General features: G+C 72.8%; 14 protein-coding genes. 11 read left to right on the forward strand and 3 right to left on the reverse strand.

Features of this window, described 5'->3' with window-relative positions; all coding sequences use genetic code 11:
* The first annotated feature begins 123 nt into the window (after positions 1–123).
* The 7 genes from C1703_RS10370 (at position 124) to C1703_RS10400 (ending at position 10617) form a co-directional block, all read left to right on the forward strand.
* Positions 124–1650, forward strand: a complete 1527-nt coding sequence (locus tag C1703_RS10370) for a leucyl aminopeptidase (RefSeq protein WP_114251658.1) — start codon at positions 124–126, stop codon at positions 1648–1650.
* Positions 1651–1935: 285 nt separating this feature from the next.
* Positions 1936–3324, forward strand: a complete 1389-nt coding sequence (gene lpdA, locus C1703_RS10375) for a dihydrolipoyl dehydrogenase (protein ID WP_114251660.1) — start codon at positions 1936–1938, stop codon at positions 3322–3324.
* Positions 3325–3386: 62 nt separating this feature from the next.
* Positions 3387–5195 (forward strand): 2-oxoglutarate dehydrogenase, E2 component, dihydrolipoamide succinyltransferase, encoded by a 1809-nt coding sequence (sucB, locus tag C1703_RS10380; protein ID WP_114251662.1) that lies wholly within the window; start codon positions 3387–3389, stop codon positions 5193–5195.
* A 198-nt stretch (positions 5196–5393) separates the two neighbouring features.
* Positions 5394–6017, forward strand: a complete 624-nt coding sequence (locus C1703_RS10385) for a GntR family transcriptional regulator (protein ID WP_114251664.1) — start codon at positions 5394–5396, stop codon at positions 6015–6017.
* Between the two features lie 269 nt (positions 6018–6286).
* Positions 6287–8989, forward strand: coding sequence for a pyruvate dehydrogenase (acetyl-transferring), homodimeric type (gene aceE / locus C1703_RS10390; RefSeq protein WP_114251666.1), 2703 nt, complete (start codon positions 6287–6289; stop codon positions 8987–8989).
* Positions 8990–9043: 54 nt separating this feature from the next.
* Positions 9044–10042, forward strand: a complete 999-nt coding sequence (locus C1703_RS10395) for a YafY family protein (RefSeq protein WP_114251668.1) — start codon at positions 9044–9046, stop codon at positions 10040–10042.
* A 56-nt stretch (positions 10043–10098) separates the two neighbouring features.
* A complete protein-coding gene (locus tag C1703_RS10400) occupies positions 10099–10617 on the forward strand; it encodes a DUF4240 domain-containing protein (RefSeq protein ID WP_114251670.1) in 519 nt (172 codons plus the stop codon).
* On the opposite strand, the gene C1703_RS10405 is transcribed toward C1703_RS10400, so the two are convergent.
* Both C1703_RS10405 and C1703_RS10410 read right to left on the reverse strand, forming a co-directional pair.
* Positions 10607–10831 (reverse strand): hypothetical protein, encoded by a 225-nt coding sequence (locus tag C1703_RS10405; protein ID WP_114251672.1) that lies wholly within the window; start codon positions 10829–10831, stop codon positions 10607–10609. The genes C1703_RS10400 and C1703_RS10405 overlap by 11 nt on opposite strands.
* On the reverse strand, positions 10828–11661 hold the full coding sequence (locus C1703_RS10410) for a peptidoglycan recognition protein (RefSeq protein WP_232840747.1): 834 nt from the start codon (positions 11659–11661) through the stop codon (positions 10828–10830). The genes C1703_RS10405 and C1703_RS10410 overlap by 4 nt, the downstream gene beginning before the upstream one ends.
* A gap of 278 nt (positions 11662–11939) precedes the next feature.
* Between C1703_RS10410 and C1703_RS10415 the strand changes: the two genes are divergently transcribed.
* The 3 genes from C1703_RS10415 to C1703_RS10425 all read left to right on the forward strand — a co-directional run bounded on the left by C1703_RS10415 (position 11940) and on the right by C1703_RS10425 (position 15753).
* A complete protein-coding gene (locus C1703_RS10415; RefSeq protein ID WP_114251676.1) occupies positions 11940–13124 on the forward strand; it encodes a MarP family serine protease in 1185 nt (394 codons plus the stop codon).
* Between the two features lie 110 nt (positions 13125–13234).
* Positions 13235–14131: a TIGR01777 family oxidoreductase gene (locus C1703_RS10420; protein WP_114251678.1), complete on the forward strand. Its 897-nt coding sequence runs from the start codon at positions 13235–13237 to the stop codon at positions 14129–14131.
* Between the two features lie 215 nt (positions 14132–14346).
* The gene (locus tag C1703_RS10425) at positions 14347–15753 is read left to right on the forward strand and encodes an NAD(P)/FAD-dependent oxidoreductase (RefSeq protein WP_114251680.1); all 1407 of its coding nucleotides are present in this window, start codon (positions 14347–14349) and stop codon (positions 15751–15753) included.
* A gap of 63 nt (positions 15754–15816) precedes the next feature.
* On the opposite strand, the gene C1703_RS10430 is transcribed toward C1703_RS10425, so the two are convergent.
* Positions 15817–17289, reverse strand: coding sequence for a regulator (locus C1703_RS10430; protein ID WP_114251682.1), 1473 nt, complete (start codon positions 17287–17289; stop codon positions 15817–15819).
* Positions 17290–17527: 238 nt separating this feature from the next.
* On the opposite strand from C1703_RS10430, the gene lipB reads away from it, so the two are divergent.
* Positions 17528–18328: a lipoyl(octanoyl) transferase LipB gene (gene lipB / locus C1703_RS10435; RefSeq protein ID WP_114251684.1), complete on the forward strand. Its 801-nt coding sequence runs from the start codon at positions 17528–17530 to the stop codon at positions 18326–18328.
* Positions 18329–18405: the final 77 nt, after the last annotated feature.

The following is an 18405-nucleotide window of genomic DNA, read 5'->3' on the forward strand; positions in this document are numbered from 1 at the left end:
CGTGCCAGACTCCGCCGGGCAGGCGGGGGATCGCCGACCGACCCTCAGGGTCGGCTGTCGGGCCCGGTCGACCCACACCGTTCGACCACAGCAACTTCACATCGGAAGCGAGATTTCACCACCGTGACTGCTCTCACTCTCAGCACCGCCGCGGCGCCCGGTCTGCGGGCCGACGCGATCGTGATCGGTGTCGCCAAGGGTGCCAAGGGGCCGGTCGTCGCACCGGGCGCCGAGGCCGTGGACAAGGCGTACGACGGCAAGCTCGCCGGCGTTCTGGAGACCCTCGGCGCCTCCGGTGCCGAGGGCGAGCTGACGAAGCTGCCCGCTCCGGCCGGCTTCAAGGCACCGCTCGTCCTGGCGGTGGGCCTGGGCGCGGTCCCGGAGAAGGACGCCGACTACGACACGGAGGCCCTGCGCAAGGCCGCCGGTGTCGCCGCCCGCGCCCTGGCCGGGTCCAAGAAGGCCGCCTTCGCCCTGCCGCTGGCCGACGCCGCCGACGCCGGCGCGATCGGGGAGGGCGCGCTGCTCGGCGCGTACTCCTTCGACGCGTACAAGGAGAACGGCAAGGACCCCAAGGCGAAGAACGGCAAGGCCCCCCTCGCCGAGGCGGCCCTGCTGGGCGGCAAGCCCCGCGACAAGGCCTACAAGGCGGCGGTCGAGCGCGCCGTCGCCGTGTCCGAGGAGCTCAACCGCGCCCGTGACCTGATCAACACCCCGCCGAACGACCTGAACCCCGAGTCGTTCGCCGCGATCGCCCAGGCCGCGGCCAAGGAGCACGGCATCAAGGTGCAGGTGCTCGACGAGAAGGCCCTGGTCAAGGGCGGCTACGGCGGCATCCTCGGCGTCGGGGCCGGCTCGGCGGCGGGCCCGCGCCTGGTGAAGCTGTCGTACACCTCCTCGAAGGCGAAGAAGCACCTCGCCTTCGTCGGCAAGGGCATCACGTACGACTCGGGCGGCATCTCGCTGAAGCCGGCCGGTCACAACGAGACGATGAAGTGCGACATGGCCGGCGCGGCCTCGGTGTTCGCCGCGGTCGTCGCCGCCGCGCGGCTCGGCCTGGAGGTCAACGTCACCGGCTGGCTCGCCCTGGCCGAGAACATGCCCTCCGGGTCCGCGACCCGTCCGGGTGACGTGCTGCGGATGTACAGCGGCAAGACGGTGGAGGTGCTCAACACCGACGCGGAGGGCCGGCTGGTGCTGGCGGACGCGCTGTGGGCGGCGTCCCAGGAGAAGCCCGACGCGATCGTGGACGTGGCGACGCTGACCGGGGCGATGGTGCTGGCGCTCGGCAGCCGGACGTTCGGGGTCATGGGCAACGACGACGCGTTCCGCGCGGCGCTGTGCGAGGCCGCCGAGGAGGTCGGGGAGCCGGCGTGGCCGATGCCCCTGCCGGAGCACCTGCGCAAGGGGATGGACTCGGCCACGGCCGACATCGCGAACATGGGCGAGCGGATGGGCGGCGGGCTGGTCGCCGGTCTGTTCCTGCGCGAGTTCGTGGGCGAGGGCATCTCCTGGGCGCACCTCGACATCGCGGGTCCGGCGTTCAACGAGGGCGGGCCGTTCGGGTACACGCCGAAGGGTGGCACGGGGTCCGCTGTGCGGACTCTGGTGAGGCTGGCTGAGCTGACGGCCGCCGGGGATCTGGGCTGACCGTCGCCCAGTAGCCCGGTCTCGCCGGTTGTGCGGCGCGTGCGGGGGCGTGGGGGCTGGTCGCGCAGTTCCCCGCGCCCCTTTCGGGGCGCCTCCGGACGGGGCTCATGTGAACGTGGGGCGTCTCACACCGCAGCCCGGCGTCTCCTTGTGTGCTGACAAGTGCGAAGATGGGGCTCGGCAGGACAGGGCCCCACCGAAGGGCCGAAGAACGAGCGGCCGGACACCAGCCGCCTGCCGGTCACCGAAGACCGGCTCACGGCGCACATGCATGGAGGACGTGACGTGGCGAACGACGCCAGCACCGTTTTCGACCTAGTGATCCTCGGCGGTGGCAGCGGTGGTTACGCCGCGGCCCTGCGCGGGGCGCAGCTGGGCCTGGACGTCGCCCTGATCGAGAAGGACAAGGTCGGCGGCACCTGCCTGCACCGGGGTTGCATCCCCACCAAGGCCCTGCTGCACGCGGGCGAGATCGCCGACCAGGCCCGCGAGAGCGAGCAGTTCGGTGTGAAGGCCACCCTCGAGGGCATCGACATCGCCGGGGTCCACAAGTACAAGGACGGCGTCGTCGCCGGCCTGTACAAGGGTCTCCAGGGCCTCGTCGCCTCCCGCAAGGTGACCTACATCGAGGGTGAGGGCCGCCTGTCCTCCCCCACGTCCGTCGACGTGAACGGACGGCGCGTCGAGGGCCGCCACGTGCTGCTGGCGACCGGCTCCGTGCCGAAGTCGCTGCCGGGCCTGAACATCGACGGCGACCGGATCATCTCCTCCGACCACGCCCTCGTCCTGGACCGCGTGCCGAAGTCCGCGATCATCCTGGGCGGCGGTGTCATCGGCGTCGAGTTCGCCTCCGCGTGGAAGTCCTTCGGTACCGACGTCACGATCGTCGAGGGCCTGAAGCACCTCGTCCCGGTCGAGGACGAGAACAGCTCGAAGCTGCTGGAGCGCGCCTTCCGCAAGCGCGGCATCAAGTTCAACCTGGGCACCTTCTTCGAGAAGGCCGAGTACACCCAGGACGGCGTCAAGGTCACCCTCGCCGACGGCAAGGAGTTCGAGGCCGAGATCCTGCTCGTCGCCATCGGCCGCGGCCCGGTCTCCCAGGGCCTCGGCTACGAGGAGCAGGGCGTCGCCATGGACCGCGGCTACGTCCTGGTCGACGAGTACATGCGCACGAACGTGCCGACCATCTCCGCCGTCGGTGACCTGGTCCCGACCCTCCAGCTCGCGCACGTCGGCTTCGCCGAGGGCATCCTGGTGGCGGAGCGTCTGGCCGGTCTGAAGACCGTTCCGATCGACTACGACGGCGTCCCGCGGGTGACGTACTGCCACCCGGAGGTCGCCTCCGTCGGCATCACCGAGGCCAAGGCCAAGGAGATCTACGGCGCGGACAAGGTCGTCGCTCTGAAGTACAACCTCGCGGGCAACGGCAGGAGCAAGATCCTGAACACCTCGGGCGAGATCAAGCTCGTCCAGGTCAAGGACGGTGCCGTCGTCGGCGTCCACATGGTCGGCGACCGCATGGGCGAGCAGGTCGGCGAAGCCCAGCTGATCTACAACTGGGAGGCGCTGCCCGCCGAGGTCGCGCAGCTGATCCACGCCCACCCGACGCAGAACGAGGCGCTCGGCGAGGCCCACCTGGCCCTGGCCGGCAAGCCCCTCCACGCGCACGACTGACCCCCTCGGTCGACGAACGCGACGACAGACTTCCGCACTTTCCGTAAGGAGCAACCGAAACCATGGCGGTTTCCGTAACCCTTCCGGCGCTCGGCGAGAGCGTCACCGAGGGCACTGTCACCCGCTGGCTGAAGGCCGAGGGTGAGCGCGTCGAGGCCGACGAGCCGCTGCTCGAGGTCTCCACCGACAAGGTCGACACCGAGATCCCCTCGCCCGCCGCCGGTGTCCTGGCTTCCATCAAGGTCGCCGAGGACGAGACGGTCGAGGTCGGCGCCGAGCTGGCCGTGATCGACGACGGCACGGGAGCGCCCGCTGCCGCCCCGGCCCCGGCGGCCGAGCAGGTCGCCGAGCCCGCTCCCGAGCCGGCCCCGGCCGCCCCCTCCACCGAGCAGGCCGCTCCGGCGCCCGCTCCGACCGCCGACGCCGCCTCCGGCGGCGGCTCCGCCGAGGGCACGGACGTCGTCCTGCCCGCGCTCGGCGAGTCCGTCACCGAGGGCACCGTCACCCGCTGGCTGAAGTCGGTCGGCGACACGGTCGAGGCCGACGAGCCGCTGCTGGAGGTGTCGACGGACAAGGTCGACACCGAGATCCCCGCCCCGGCCTCCGGCACGCTGCTGGAGATCGTGGTCGGCGAGGACGAGACCGCCGAGGTCGGCGCCAAGCTCGCCGTCATCGGCGAGGCGGGTGCCGCTCCGGCCGCCGCCCCCGCGCAGGAGGCCCCGGCCGCCCCGGCCCAGCCCGAGCCCACCCCGGCTCCGGCTCCGGCCGCTGCTCCGGCTCCGGCGCAGCCCGCCCCGGCCCCGCAGGCGCCGTCGGCCCCGGCCCCGCAGCAGCAGGTCACCCCGGCTCCCGAGCCGGCCCCGGCCGCTCCGGCGCCCGCCCCGGCTCCGGCCCAGGCGCCGGCCGCTCCGGCCGCCGCCAAGCCGGCCGACGACGGTGCCTACGTCACCCCGCTGGTGCGCAAGCTCGCCGCCGAGCAGGGCGTCGACCTGTCCACCGTCAAGGGCACGGGCGTCGGCGGCCGCATCCGCAAGCAGGACGTCGTCGCCGCCGCCGAGGCCGCGAAGGCCGCCGCCGCTGCCCCGGCTCCGGCCGCGGCGGCTCCGGCTGCCGCCGCCGCGAAGAAGGCGCCGGTCCTGGAGGCGTCCCCGCTGCGCGGCCAGACCATCAAGATGCCGCGGATCCGCAAGGTCATCGGCGACAACATGGTCAAGGCCCTGCACGAGCAGGCCCAGCTGTCCTCGGTCGTCGAGGTCGACGTCACCCGCCTGATGAAGCTGCGCGGCCGGGCCAAGGACGCGTTCGCGGCCCGTGAGGGCGTCAAGCTCTCCCCGATGCCGTTCTTCGTCAAGGCCGCGGCCCAGGCGCTGAAGGCCCACCCGGCCATCAACGCCAAGATCAACGAGGCCGAGGGGACCATCACCTACTTCGACACCGAGAACATCGGTATCGCGGTGGACTCCGAGAAGGGCCTGATGACCCCGGTCATCAAGAACGCCGGCGACCTCAACCTGGCCGGCATCGCCAAGGCCACGGCGGAGCTCGCGGGCAAGGTCCGCGCCAACAAGATCACCCCGGACGAGCTGTCCGGCGCGACCTTCACCATCTCCAACACCGGGTCGCGCGGCGCGCTCTTCGACACGATCATCGTGCCGCCGGGCCAGGTCGCGATCCTCGGCATCGGCGCCACGGTCAAGCGCCCCGCCGTCATCGAGACGGAGGAGGGCACGGTCATCGGCGTCCGCGACATGACGTACCTGACCCTGTCCTACGACCACCGCCTGGTGGACGGCGCCGACGCCGCCCGCTACCTGACGGCGGTCAAGGCCATCCTGGAGGCCGGCGAGTTCGAGGTCGAACTCGGCCTCTGACCGCATCGCCGGTACGGCTCCACGGTGCCCCCGCTCGGTTCGTCTCCGGGCGGGGGCACCGCTTTTGTCTTCAGGGGCGCGGGGAGCCACACCGTCGTGTAAGTCTCGTCTCACCTGCACCAAGACATCCCCACCCGCCCCACCCGCGGAGCGAACCGGCCGTATTGTCTAAACGTCAATCCCGACCGAGGAGCCCTCATGACCGCGCCCGTCATCCACTCGCTGCGCGAGCAGATCCGCGAGCACATCCTGGAGGGCATCATCAGCGGCCGCTGGCAGCCGGGCGAGCGGATCGTCGAGCGCCGGATCGCCACCGAGCTGGAGGTCAGCCAGACTCCCGTCCGCGAGGCCCTGCGGGAACTGGAGTCCCTGCGGCTCATCGAGTCCGCCCCGAACAAGGGCGTCCGCGTCCGGAACCTCACCGCGGCCGACCTGGAGGAGAGCTACCCGGTCCGGGCCGGTCTGGAGGCGATCGCGGCGGAACTGGCCGCACAGACCCTGGCCGAGGACTGCTCGGCGCTCGAACCCCACGTCAGCGCCCTGTACGAGGCGGACCGCATGTCCGACGGCACCGCCCAGGTCCGCCACACCGTCGCCTTCCATCGCGAACTGGTCCGCGCCGCCGGCAACTCCGTCCTGCTGCACACCTGGGAGGGCCTCGGCATCGAGGTGTTCACGGCCCTGTCCATCCGCTGGCTGGGCACGCAGCAGCAGTCGTACGCCGAGGAGCACGAGGAGCTGGTCGCCGCCTTCAAGCGCCGCGACCCCCGGATCGCCGAGCTGGTGAAGGCGCACGTGCTGGGCTGCGCGCCCCGGGCGTGACACCCGAGCGCAACGCCGCTCAAACGCCTCCGACCTGCGAAAACCGTTCGAAAAGCCGTCACCGCGTGCCACCGGCGGAGGCACCCCGTGCCTACTTTCTCGTGATCAAGAGGTTTTGCTCCTCAACCCTTTGATCGATCATCGATCAGCGAGTTACAGTCGCCGACGGGCTTGCCACCCAAGCCTCACGCCCTGTCCTGCCAAAGACCAAGGGCACCCCCGAACCCTTACCGATGAGGGAACCCCCTTCGACTGAGGAAGGCGGCGACATGACCGACCCCAACGCCATCCAGCCGAGCGAGCTCGACCAGCTCCCGGACCGGGACCCGGAGGAGACCGCCGAATGGCAGGCCTCCCTGGACGCGGTCGCCAAGGCTGCCGGGCCGCACCGTGCCGCGTACCTGATGCGCCGCACGCTGGAGCGCGCCGAGGGCGCCGGCATCGCGCTGCCGAAGCTCCTCGAGACCGACTACGTCAACACCATCCCCACCGCCGCCGAGCCCGAGGTGCCCGGTGACGCGGAGATGGAGCAGCGCATCACCGCGTGGAACCGCTGGAACGCGGCCGCCATGGTGACCCGCGGCAGCAAGTACGGCGTCGGCGGCCACATCGCCACCTTCGCCTCCGCCGCCTGGCTGTACGAGACCGGCTTCAACCACTTCTTCAAGGGCAAAGAGGCCGACGGCTCCGGCGACCAGCTCTACATCCAGGGCCACGCCTCCCCCGGCATCTACGCCCGCGCGTTCCTCGACGGCCGGCTGACCGAGGAGCACCTGGACAACTTCCGCCGGGAGGCGGGCGGCAACGGCCTGCCCTCCTACCCGCACCCGCGCCGCCTGCCCTGGCTGTGGGAGTTCCCGACCGTCTCCATGGGTCTGGGCCCGCTCTCCGCCATCTACCAGGCGCGCTTCAACCGCTACCTCACCAACCGCGGCATCAAGGACACCTCCGCCTCGCACGTCTGGGCGTTCCTCGGCGACGGCGAGATGGACGAGCCCGAGTCGACGGCGGCCCTCGCGCTCGCGGCCCGTGAGGAGCTGGACAACCTCACCTTCGTCATCAACTGCAACCTGCAGCGCCTGGACGGCCCGGTCCGCGCCAACTTCAAGATCGTGCAGGAGCTGGAGGCCCAGTTCCGCGGCGCCGGCTGGAACGTCGTCAAGACGCTGTGGGGCACGGCCTGGGACGAGCTGTTCCAGCTCGACACCACGGGCGCGCTCGTACGCCGCCTGCGCGAGGTACCGGACGCGCAGATCCAGACGTACCAGACGCGCGACGCGGCCTACATCCGCCAGGACTTCTTCGGGGCCGACCCGGCGCTGGCGGAGATGGCGAAGCTGCTGAGCGACGACAAGATCCTCGAGTGCTTCCACCTCTCGCGCGGTGGGCACGAGTCGCGCAAGGTGTTCGCCGCGTACAAGGCGGCCGTCGAGCACAAGGGCGCGCCGACCGTGATCCTGGCCCAGACGGTCAAGGGCCACACCCTCGGCGAGGGCTTCGCGTCGAAGAACGCCAACCACCAGATGAAGAAGCTGACGGTGGACGAGTTCAAGAACATGCGCGACCTGCTCGGCCTGCCGATCAAGGACAGCGACTTCGTCGACGGCGTGGTCCCCTACGGCCACCCGGGCGCCGACTCCCCCGAGGTCCGCTACCTCCAGGAGCGGCGTGCCGCCCTCGGCGGTCCGGCCCCGGCCCGCCGCGTGCACCCGGTCGCCCCGCTGCCCGCCCCGGCGGAGAAGGCGTTCGCCTCCTTCGACAAGGGCTCCGGCAAGCAGAGCGTGGCCACCACCATGGCGTTCGTCCGCCTGGTCAAGGACCTGGTCCGCGACAAGGAGACCGGCAAGCGCTGGGTGCCGATCGTCCCGGACGAGGCCCGTACCTTCGGTATGGAGTCGCTGTTCCCTTCGCTCGGCATCTACTCGCCGAAGGGCCAGACGTACGAGCCGGTCGACCGCGACCAGCTGATGTACTACAAGGAGGCCCAGAACGGCCAGATCCTCAACGAGGGGATCACCGAGGCCGGTTCCATGGCCGACTTCATCGCCGCTTCGACGTCGTACGCGACGCACGGCGAGGCGATGATCCCGTTCTACATCTTCTACTCGATGTTCGGCTGGCAGCGCACGGCCGACCAGATGTGGCAGCTCGGCGACCAGCTCGGCCGCGGCTTCCTCATCGGCGCCACGGCGGGCCGTACGACCCTGACCGGTGAGGGCCTGCAGCACGCCGACGGCCACTCCCCCGTCATCGCCGCGACCAACCCGGCGGCGCTGACGTACGACCCGGCGTTCGCCTACGAGGTCGCGGCCATCGTCAAGGAGGGTCTGCGCCGGATGTACGGCGAGGCCGCCCCCGGCGAGGACCAGAACGTCTTCTACTACCTGACGGTCTACAACGAGCCGCTGCCGCAGCCCGCGAAGCCGTCCGTGGACGGCGTCGACGAGGGCATCGTCAAGGGCCTGTACCGCTTCAACACGGCGGAGTCGGCCGGTGTCACCGTGCCCGCGAACGCCCCGCGGATCCAGCTGCTCGGCTCCGGAACGGCGATCCACTGGGCGCTGAAGGCGCAGCAGCTGCTCGCCGAGGAGTGGGGCGTGGCCGCCGACGTGTGGTCGGCGACGTCCTGGAGCGAGCTGCGCCGGGACGCCCTGGAGGCGGACGAGGCGCTGCTGCGGGGCGAGGAGCGGGTGCCGTTCGTGCGCCAGGCGCTGCAGGGCGCCGAGGGCCCGGTGCTGGCGGTCTCCGACTACATGCGCCAGGTCCCGGACCAGATCGCGCAGTGGGTCGAGCAGGACTGGTCCTCGCTGGGCGCCGACGGCTTCGGCCTGTCGGACACCCGTGAGGCGGCCCGCCGCCACTTCGGCGTCGACGCCGAGTCGATCGTCGTCGCGGCCCTGGCCCAGCTCGCCAAGCGCGGCGAGGTCAAGGCGACGTCCGTGAAGGAAGCGCGCGAGAAGTACGGTCTGTAAGGACCGGGACCAGCAGGCCCCCGCCGCGGCGGGGGCCTGCTGCATGATGTGCGCATGCGTGCTGCCCGGCTGATCAAGATGGTGCTGTTGCTCCAGTCCCGGCCCTCCATGACGGCCGCCGAGCTCGCCCAGGAGCTGGAGGTGTCGGAGCGGACGGTGACCCGGGACGCGCAGGCGCTGTCGGAGGCGGGCGTTCCGGTGTACGCGGACCGCGGGCGGGCCGGTGGCTACCGGCTGGTCGGCGGGTACCGGACACGCCTGACGGGCCTGCACCGCAGTGAGGCCGAGGCGCTGTTCCTGTCCGGGGTGCCGGGCGCGCTGCGCGAGATGGGGCTGGAGGACGCGGCCTCGGCGGCCCGGCTGAAGGTGTCGGCGGCGCTGCTGCCCTCCCTGCGGGACGCGTCGAGGACGGCGGCGCAGCGCTTCCACCTGGACGCGCCGAACTGGTTCAAGGAGCCGGAGACGCCCGCGCTGCTGCCGGCCGTCGCGGACGCCGTGTGGGACGACCGGCGGATCACCGCCCGCTACCGGCGCGGGCAGGACGAGGTCGTCCGGGAGCTGGAGCCGTACGGGCTCGTGCTGAAGGCGGGCGTCTGGTACCTGTGCGCGCGGGTGGCCGGGGGCGCGTCCTTCCGGGTGTACCGGATCGACCGGTTCACGGCGGTGGAGCCGGGCGGTGAGCGCTTCGAGCGGGAGCCGGAGTTCGACCTGCCCGCGTTCTGGGAGGAGCGGGCGGAGCAGTTCGCGCGGTCCCTCCTGCGGGCGCGGGTCGTGGTCCGGCTGTCCCCCGACGGCGTGCGCAGACTGCCGTACGCCGTCGACTCGCTGTCCGCCCGGGAGGCGCTGGCGGAGGCGGACGCGCCGGACGGCGACGGCTGGGTGACGGTGGCCCTGCCGGTGGAGTCCGAGGAGGTCGCCCACACCCAGCTGACGGCGCTGGGCCCGGAGGTGGAGGTGCTGGCGCCGGAGAGCCTGCGCCAGCGGCTCGCCGGGGACGCGCTGCGGCTGGCCGGGCTGTACCACCCGGAGGGCCGGCCCGAGGGCCGCGCATAACGATCCCGCGCACTCCGGGTGCGCCCCTGTGCCCCAGGGCCGATGCTGGACCCGTGATGGACGAGACGGAGTTCTGGGAGCTGGTGGACGACACCCGGGAGGCCGCCGAGGGCGACCCGGAGGAGCAGGCCGACCTGCTCGTGGAGCGGCTCACGCAGCTGGACCCGGACTCGGTCCTGGACTTCGCCCGTCACTTCGAGTCCCGCTACAACCGCGCCTACCGCTGGGACCTGTGGGGCGCCGCGTGGGTGCTGCTCGACGGGGCGAGCGACGACGCCTTCGACTTCTTCCGGTGCTGGCTGATCGGCCAGGGCCGGGAGGTCTTCGAGGGCGCCGTGCACGACCCGGACGCGCTCGCCGAGCTGCTGGACGACTTCGACGAGGAGATCGACGGCGACGGCGAGGAACTCGGCTACGCGGCCGACGAGGCCTACGAGCAGCTCACCGGCGTGGTCGCCCCCGACCTGGAGATCCCGCCGGCGCCCCCGGAGCCGGAGGGCACCCCCGTCGACTTCGAGGACGAGCGGCTGCTCGCCGAGCGCTACCCCCGGCTGTGGGAACGCTTCAGGGGCTGATCAGGCGGCCCGGCGGCTCGGCTCGGCTCGGACGGGAATGGCGCATCGGTGCCGCGTTGGCCTGGTCGAGGGCGGAGGCGGTGACCGCCGCCGGTCCCAGGACGACGGTCGCGGCCGCGCTGAGCACCGCCCAGGGGCCGCCGCGGGTGGCTCCCCGGGTGCGCGCCGCCGCGTTCTTCGTGGCGCTGCTGTCCTGCGTGGCGCTGCTGTTCATGGTCCCCACCTCCGGTCGGCTGCCTGGGGTGACGACCGTAGGGAGCCGGGGTGTGAGGACACCGCGCGTTCGCTGTGGCCCTCCTGTGTGTCCGCCGGCCGACCCTGGAGGCGGGCCGCGAGCTGCCGGATCTCGGGCAGGCGGGCGTGCAGGGCGGCGCCCGGGCAGCTCGTCATGTAGCCGTCGTTGTGACCGGCCAGGGCGGGCAGTTCGGCGGTGGTGCCGGCCGCGTACCGGCTCAGGCCGTTGCTGGAGACCAGGCGGACGCTCGCCCGCGGGTCGGTGCCGGTCAGGCCCAGCTTCCAGGCGGACAGCGCGGCGATGGCGCGGATCATGGGGCGCGGCACGGGCATGCCCGCGGTGAAGGTGCCGAGGGCGGCGATGCCGGTGGTGCGGTGGTTGAAGCCCTGGGTGTGGGCGCCGGTGACGGCGCGCTCGACGCCGCCGGCGCGGCCCTCGTAGACGGTGCCGCAGCGGTCGACGACGAAGTTGTAGCCGATGTCGTCCCAGTCGCGGGTGCCGGTCTGGCCGGTGTAGAGGCCCCGGATGATGCGGGGCGCGTCGGCGCAGTCGTAGCCGTTGGGCGAGTCGGTGTGGTGGACGAAGACGGCGACGACCCGGTCGTCGTAGCGCGGGCGCGGCTGCTTGCGGGCGGCGTCGCCCAGCCACCGCGATCTGGGCACGATGTGCGGTCGGGGGGCGGTGTGGGGCGTGGCGGCGGGCCGGGTCGGGCCTGCTCGGTCGGTGGTCTCGGCGGCGTGCTCGACGCCGTGGGCGCACAGCACCAGCGCGACGACGGCGGCGCAGCCCGGCAGGCAGCCGAGCGCCACCCGGGCGGCGCGCGGCAGTCCGGCTATGCCGGGCGTGCGGGCGGCGCGGTGGCCGCGCCCGCCCCGCCGTCTTCGCAGGACGCGCATGATCCCACTGTCGGTCCGTTCCGGTCCGTCCGCGATGTGTGATGTGCCACCCGGTGGAACCATCGTCACGGTCCGCGACGTTTTTCCGTGTGCACGCACGCGTGGCCGGTTCTGATCAACACGCGCGCGTGTGACTGATCACCGGGCCCTTCCCCCGCGTACTAAAGGGTTCCGAGAGAAAGGCGGCGTGCGTGGACCTGCTCGACATCCTGCTGTTGCTGGTCGTCCTCGCCTACGCGGCGTCCGGCTACCGGCGCGGTCTGGTGGCCGGCTGTGTGTCGCTGGCGGGCTTCGTCGGCGGCGCGGTCGTCGGTGTGTGGATCCTGCCGTGGGTGATGGACCTGGTGGAGCCGGGGACGACACGCGCGACGGTGACGGCGGTGTTCACGGTGCTGCTCCCGGCGGTGGTGGGGCACGAGCTGGCGGGGCGCCTCGCGCTGCGGCTGCGGCGGGAGCTGGACCGGGGGCCGCTCCGCGTGGCGGACGGCATCGGCGGGGCCGTGGCCAACGCGGTCGCGGTGCTGATCGTGGCGTGGGTGGCCGCGAGCGTCCTGGGCGTGTCCTCGTCGCCGCTGATCACCTCGGCGATCCGGGACTCGCGGCTGCTCGGCGCCGTGCAGCGGACGATGCCGGACACGACTCCGGCCTGGTTCTCGGAGGCCACGTCCGCGCTGACCCAGGCGGGCTTCCCGCAGGTCTTCAACCCCTTCGAGAACGAGTCGACGGCCGAGGTCGCCCGCCCCTCCGGCGACAGTGTCACGGCGGCGGCCGCCAACGCCGCCAAGCTGAGCACGGTGAAGGTCGAGGGCGTCGCGGGCACCCAGGGCCGCGAGGGCAGCGGGTTCGTGTACGCGCGGGAGCACGTGATGACCAACGCCCATGTGGTGGCGGGCATCGACGAGCCGACGGTGCAGATCGGCGGGGTCGGGCGGACGTACGAGGCGCGGGTGGTGCTCTTCGACCCGGAGAAGGACGTGGCGGTGCTGTACGTGCCGGGTCTGAAGGCGCCCGTGCTGCGCTTCGACGACGACGCCGAGCGCGGCGACTCGGCGGTCGTCGCGGGCTACCCGGAGGACGGCGACCTGAACCTCCAGGCGGCGACGGTCGCGAACCGGGTGCGGGCGACGGGCCAGAACATCTACAACGACGGGACGGCCGTCCGCGAGATCTACTCGATCCGCTCCACGGTCCGCCCCGGGAACTCCGGCGGCCCCCTGCTCACCACGGACGGGCGGGTGTTCGGCGTGGTCTTCGCCCGCTCCACCACGGACGCCGAGACGGGTTACGTGCTGACGGCGGCCGAGGTCTCCTCCGACGCGGAACGGGCGGCGGACGCGACGGCGCCGGTCGACACGGGCGAGCTGGCGGCCTCGTAGGAGCCCGTCCTCCGGCTCAGAGGAAGCGGCCCGTGAACACGTCGTCGGGATTCCCACGCCGGGTCCCGGTCGCTGAGGGGTTTCCTGCGGTCGACCGGCAAGATTGAGCCATGCGACGTATCGCGGTGACCGGCGCATCCGGTCTCATCGGCAGCGCCCTGGTGCGGTCCCTGACCGCGGACGGGTACGAGGTGGTGCGCCTGGTGCGCCGGGCCCCCCGGTCGGCGGACGAGGTCCACTGGGATCCGGAGGGAGGGGACGTGGACGCGGCCGGGCTGGCCGGGTGCCACGCGGTGGTCAATCTGGCGGGGGCGGGGGTCGGCAACCGTCGCTGGACGGAGGCGTACAAGCAGCGGATCCGCGCCGGCCGGGTGCACGGCACGGCGGCGCTCGCCCGGGCGATCGCCTCGCTGGACGAGCGGGACCGGCCGCGGGTTTTCGTGAACGGCAGCGCCATCGGCTACTACGGCGAGACCGGGGACCGTGCCGTCGACGAGAGCGCCCCGGCGGGCGAGGGCTTCCTGCCGGAGCTGTGTGTGGAGTGGGAGGGAGCCGCTTCGCCGGCCCAGGAGGCCGGTGTCCGCACGGTGTTCACCCGGACCGGGCTGGTCGTGTCCCGCCACGGCGGTGCGTGGGGGCGGCTGTTCCCGCTGTTCCGGGCCGGGTTGGGCGGGCGCATGGGCGACGGGCGGCAGTTCTGGTCGTTCGTCGCGCTGCACGACGAGGTCGCCGCGATCCGGCACCTCATCGACACCGACGGTCTGTCCGGGCCGTTCAACCTCACCGCCCCGAACCCCGTGACGAACCGTGAGATCACGGCCGCGATGGGACGCGTGCTGCACCGCCCGACGCTGTTCGCCGTGCCCGCGCCCGTCCTGCGGACCGTGCTCGGCGAGATGGCCGGGGACGTGCTGGGCAGCGCCCGGGTGCTGCCGACGCGGCTGCTGGAGTCCGGGTTCCGGTTCGCCTTCCCGGAGATCGAGGGAGCGATCCGGGCCGCGCGGTGACGCCGGGCCGGGAGGGCTCCGCCCCGCACACCAGCCTCCTGCGACCCCTTCTTGCCCATGAGGCGTTCGTATGCGACCGCCGTGCGACCGTGCCCTGTCCATGCGCGACTCCCCCTGACCGATCACGGCCCTACCCTCGTCCAGAACTCGCGTATCCCTGCGGCCTGTTGAGGGCATGACGTCTCCAGCGCCCGCGCAACCTCGAGGAGGGGCACGTGCTTGAGCCCGCGTACCAGGCGGACGTGGTCGTCGTGGGGGCCGGGGTCGCCGGACTCTCGGCCGCGCACCGGCTGACCAGCGCAGGAGTGACCACCATGGTCCTGGAGGCCGCCCACGGCGTCGGCGGCCGCATGGCGACGGAGAAGGTCGACGGCTTCCGGCTCGACCGGATCGGCCAGTTGCTGTCCACGGCGTACCCCGAACTACGGCTGACCCCCGGCCTGGGCGGGCTGGTGCTGCGCCCGTTCGCACCCGGTGTCCTGCTGCACGGCGACGGGCGCCACCACCGCGCGGGTGTCCAGCCGGGCGCAGGGGGCGCACGAGGCGCACTGCACGCGGTGCGTGCGCTGGCGAGTGCGCCCCGGTCTCCGTCCGCGCCCCGGCCGCCGAGGAGGCCGGTGGCCGTGCCCGGACGGCAGGTCTCCGTGCCCCGGAGCCGGTCCGGCGCCCCGCTGGGCACGGCCGTCGACCAGGCCCGCCTCGGCGCCGCCCTGACCCGGCTGGCGGGCACCCCGGCGGAGCGGCTGCTGGCCCGCCCGGAGCTGCCCGCCGGTGAGGCCCTGGCGGCCCGCGGACTGCCCTCCCGGACCATCGACGGCTTCCTGCGCCCGCTGCTCGCCGCCCTGCTGTGCGACCCGGACCTGACGACGTCCAGCCGGTGCGCGGACCTCGCTCTGCGGGCCTTCGCCAGCGGCCGGCTGTGCGTGCCGGAGGGCGGCGCCGAGGCCCTGCCGGAGCTGCTGGCCCGGACGCTGCCGGCCGGCACGGTGCACACGGGCGTGCGCGTCACGTCCGTCTCGACGACCTCGGTCACCACCGCGGAGCACGGTGAGATCCGGTGCCGGGCGGTGCTGGTGGCCACGGACGCCAGGGCCGCGGCGGAGCTGCTGCCCGGGTTGCGGGTGCCGGAGTTCCATCCGGTGACGGTGCTGCACCACACGACCGACGAGCCGCCGGGGACGGGGGCGTCACTGCTGCTCGACGCGGACCTCGGCGGGCCGGTCGCGCACACGGCGGTGATCAGCGAGGTCGATCCGTCCCGCGCTCCGGCCGGGCGGGCGCTGGTGTCCTCGACGGTCCTGGGACGGCCGCCGGGGGGTGTGGACACGGCCGTGCGGATGCAGCTGGCGCGGCTGTACGGGATGTCGACGGCGCGGTGGGAGACGTTGGCCGTGTATCAGACGGTGGAGGCCGTGCCCGCGATGCGGCCGCCGCATGATCTGCGGCGGCCGGTGCGGTTGATCGCCGGGCTGTATGTGTGTGGGGATCATCGGGACACCAGTACGGTGCAGGGTGCTCTGCACTCGGGGCATCGGGCGTCGGCGGCGATTCTGGCGGACCTTGGGGCGGGGCAGTCGATGCACGCTGCCGACCCTGTGCCGACCGTGCCGAGGGCTGCATAGGCCCTCTGTCGGGTGCGGGTGGGTGGGGGTTGCTCGCGCAGTTCCCCGCGCCCCTGAGTGCCTCTACCCAAGGGCCGCTACTTTGTCGCGGTAGGTCCGCACCGGAGCCGCGTCCTTGTACGGCTCCAGTCGTCGCTCGAAGTCCCTCACGTACTCCACCGCCCGCACCGAGCGCATCTCGGCCGCCTGGCCCGCCGCCTCCGCGGCCAGCTGGCAGGCCTGGTCGAGTTCGCCGAGGCCCAGGCGGGCGGTGGCGAGGACCACGCGGCAGAAGAGGCGGCTGCGGGCGAAGGACGGGGACCGGAGCTGGAGTGAGCGTTCCGCGTGCTGGGCGGCGGCGCGGAACTGCTGCAGGTCGCGGTGGCAGTGGCCGAACTCGTCGGCGAGCTGGGCCTCGTCGAAGAACTTCGCCCAGTGCGGTACGTCGTCCCCGGGCCGGGCCGTCTCCAGGGCGCGTTCGGCGCGGACCAGGGCCGCGGTGCAGGCCCGGACCTCGCCGAGCACCCCGTGCCCGCGCGCCTCGGAGGCGTGCAGCAGGGCCTGGACGACGGGCGGGCCGGACGTGCCGACGCCCTGCTGGGCCACGCGGGCGAGCTGCACGGCCTCCCGCCCGTGCCCGAGGTAGACGGCCTGCCGGCTCATGGTGACCAGCACATACGCCCCGTACGCCCGGTCCCCGGCCGCCTGGGCGAGCCGGAGCGCCTGCACGAAGTAGCGCTGGGCGAGGCCGTGCGCGGCGATGTCGTACGACGTCCAGCCCGCGAGCCGGGTCAGATCGGCGGCGGCGGCGAAGAGGCGGCGGCCGGTCTGCTCGCCGTAGGTGCCGCGCAGCATGGGTTCACACTCGTGCTCCAGGTAGCGCACGAGGGCCTGGCGGGCGTGACCGCCGCCGTAGGCGTCGTCGAGGGTGCGGAACAGCTCGCCGACCGAGCGCAGGGCGGCGATGTCCCCGGCGGTGACCTTCTGGCCCGGTCCGCGCTCGGCCTGGCCGCGCTGGCGGGGCAGGGACGGCACGCCCTGCCCGTCCGGGGAGCGCAGGGCGGGGCGGCCCTGTGCCGGGATGCGGGCGGCGGCCGGCTCGCCCCGGGCGACCTTCTCGTCGGCCCGGCCGATCAGCCAGTCCCGGCTGGGCACGACGAGCCCGGCCGGGGTGAAGGCGATCTTCCGCAGCTCGGCGTGGCTGCCGGAGTCCTTGCGCCACAGCCCGCTGACGATGTCGACGGCCTCCTCGGGGGTGGCGGCGAACTCCAGCCCCGCGTAGACGGGGGCGCAGGCGTCCAGGCCGAGGTCCTGGGCGGTGAGGCGGCGGCCCAGGCGCCGGGTGAAGACCTCGGCGATCAGGGCGGGTGTGGTGCCCCGGGGCTGCTGGCCGCGCAGCCATCGGGTGACGGAGGTCTTGTCGTATCTCAGGTCGAGCCCGTGTTCGAGACCGAGCTGGTCCACGCGACGGGCGAGTCCCGCGTTGGAGAACCCCGCTTCTGCGATGAGCGCGGCGAGCTGTCGGTTGGGGGTGCGCTGCGCGGGTCGTTCCGTCATCTGCGGTACGGTCTCCTGCCTTCCGGCCTTGGTGATGTGCGCGGATCGCCTGTGAGCAGGCGTTATGCCTTGCCGAACGGCGCGAATGTAGCGGAGAGTAAGCGTGCGATCACACATTTTCCCGGACATTCATCCGATCGTGTGAGGATTGACCCCGGAACTGACGCGTGCGGGCCGGACGTACAGTGGCTTGGGCGCGATACGTGCCTTACACACCCGTTCGAGGGAGGCGCTTGCCGTGAGTGAGTTGCGGTTCGTCCGCATGGGGTTCGGTGACGAGGCCGTCGAGTACCAGGAGGCCTGGGACGAGCAGCGCCGGGTGCACGCGGCGCGCTTCGCCGACGAGGTCCCCGACACCGTACTGCTCCTGGAGCACCCCCCGGTCTACACGGCCGGGCGGCGCACGGCGGACAACGAGCGGCCCCTGGACGGCACGCCGGTCATCGACGTGGACCGCGGCGGCAAGATCACCTGGCACGGCCCCGGCCAGCTGGTCGGCTACCCCATCCAGAAGCTCCCGCGCCCGGTGGACGTCGTGGCCCACGTACGCCGCCTCGAAGAGGCCCTGATCCGCACGTGCGCGGAGTTCGGCCTGGAGACCACCCGGGTCGAGGGCCGCAGCGGGGTGTGGGTGCTGGGCGACCCGGTCGAGCAGCGGCCGGCGCTCGGCGGTCTGTCCCTGGACTTCGACCCGCGGCTGCACGACGAGGAGTTCGACCCGCGCCTGAACGGCCCGGAGTACGCCCCGTCCAACGCCGGTCAGCGCCGCGAGGACCGCAAGATCGCGGCGATCGGCATCCGGGTCGCCAAGGGCGTCACGATGCACGGCTTCGCGCTCAACGTGAACCCGGACAACAAGTGGTTCGACCGGATCATCCCGTGCGGCATCCGCGACGCGGGCGTGGCCTCCCTCGCCGGTGAGCTCGGCCGGGACGTGACGATCGAGGAGGTCCTGCCGGTGGTGGAACGCCACCTGCGCGAGGTCCTGGAGAACGCCGAGCCGAAGCCCCGGGAGATCGAGAGGACACCGGCGGCATAAAAGCGCGCGGGGAGGGGCTGACACCACACAGAGGCATTCAAATCTACGGGCGTACCCTTGAGGGCGCCGAAGAATCA

This window comes from Streptomyces sp. Go-475 (genome assembly GCF_003330845.1).
In the GTDB taxonomy this organism is placed as follows: domain Bacteria; phylum Actinomycetota; class Actinomycetes; order Streptomycetales; family Streptomycetaceae; genus Streptomyces.

Excerpts from the sequence above, each read along its gene's own strand:
- sucB (WP_114251662.1), top strand. The coding sequence starts at position 3,387 with ATGGCGGTTTCCGTAACCCTTCCGGCGCTCGGCGAGAGCGTCACCGAG.
- C1703_RS10385 (WP_114251664.1), top strand. The coding sequence starts at position 5,394 with ATGACCGCGCCCGTCATCCACTCGCTGCGCGAGCAGATCCGCGAGCAC.
- aceE (WP_114251666.1), top strand. The coding sequence starts at position 6,287 with ATGACCGACCCCAACGCCATCCAGCCGAGCGAGCTCGACCAGCTCCCG.
- C1703_RS10395 (WP_114251668.1), top strand. The coding sequence starts at position 9,044 with ATGCGTGCTGCCCGGCTGATCAAGATGGTGCTGTTGCTCCAGTCCCGG.
- C1703_RS10400 (WP_114251670.1), top strand. The coding sequence starts at position 10,099 with ATGGACGAGACGGAGTTCTGGGAGCTGGTGGACGACACCCGGGAGGCC.
- C1703_RS10405 (WP_114251672.1), bottom strand. The coding sequence starts at position 10,831 with ATGAACAGCAGCGCCACGCAGGACAGCAGCGCCACGAAGAACGCGGCG.
- C1703_RS10420 (WP_114251678.1), top strand. The coding sequence starts at position 13,235 with ATGCGACGTATCGCGGTGACCGGCGCATCCGGTCTCATCGGCAGCGCC.
- C1703_RS10430 (WP_114251682.1), bottom strand. The coding sequence starts at position 17,289 with ATGACGGAACGACCCGCGCAGCGCACCCCCAACCGACAGCTCGCCGCG.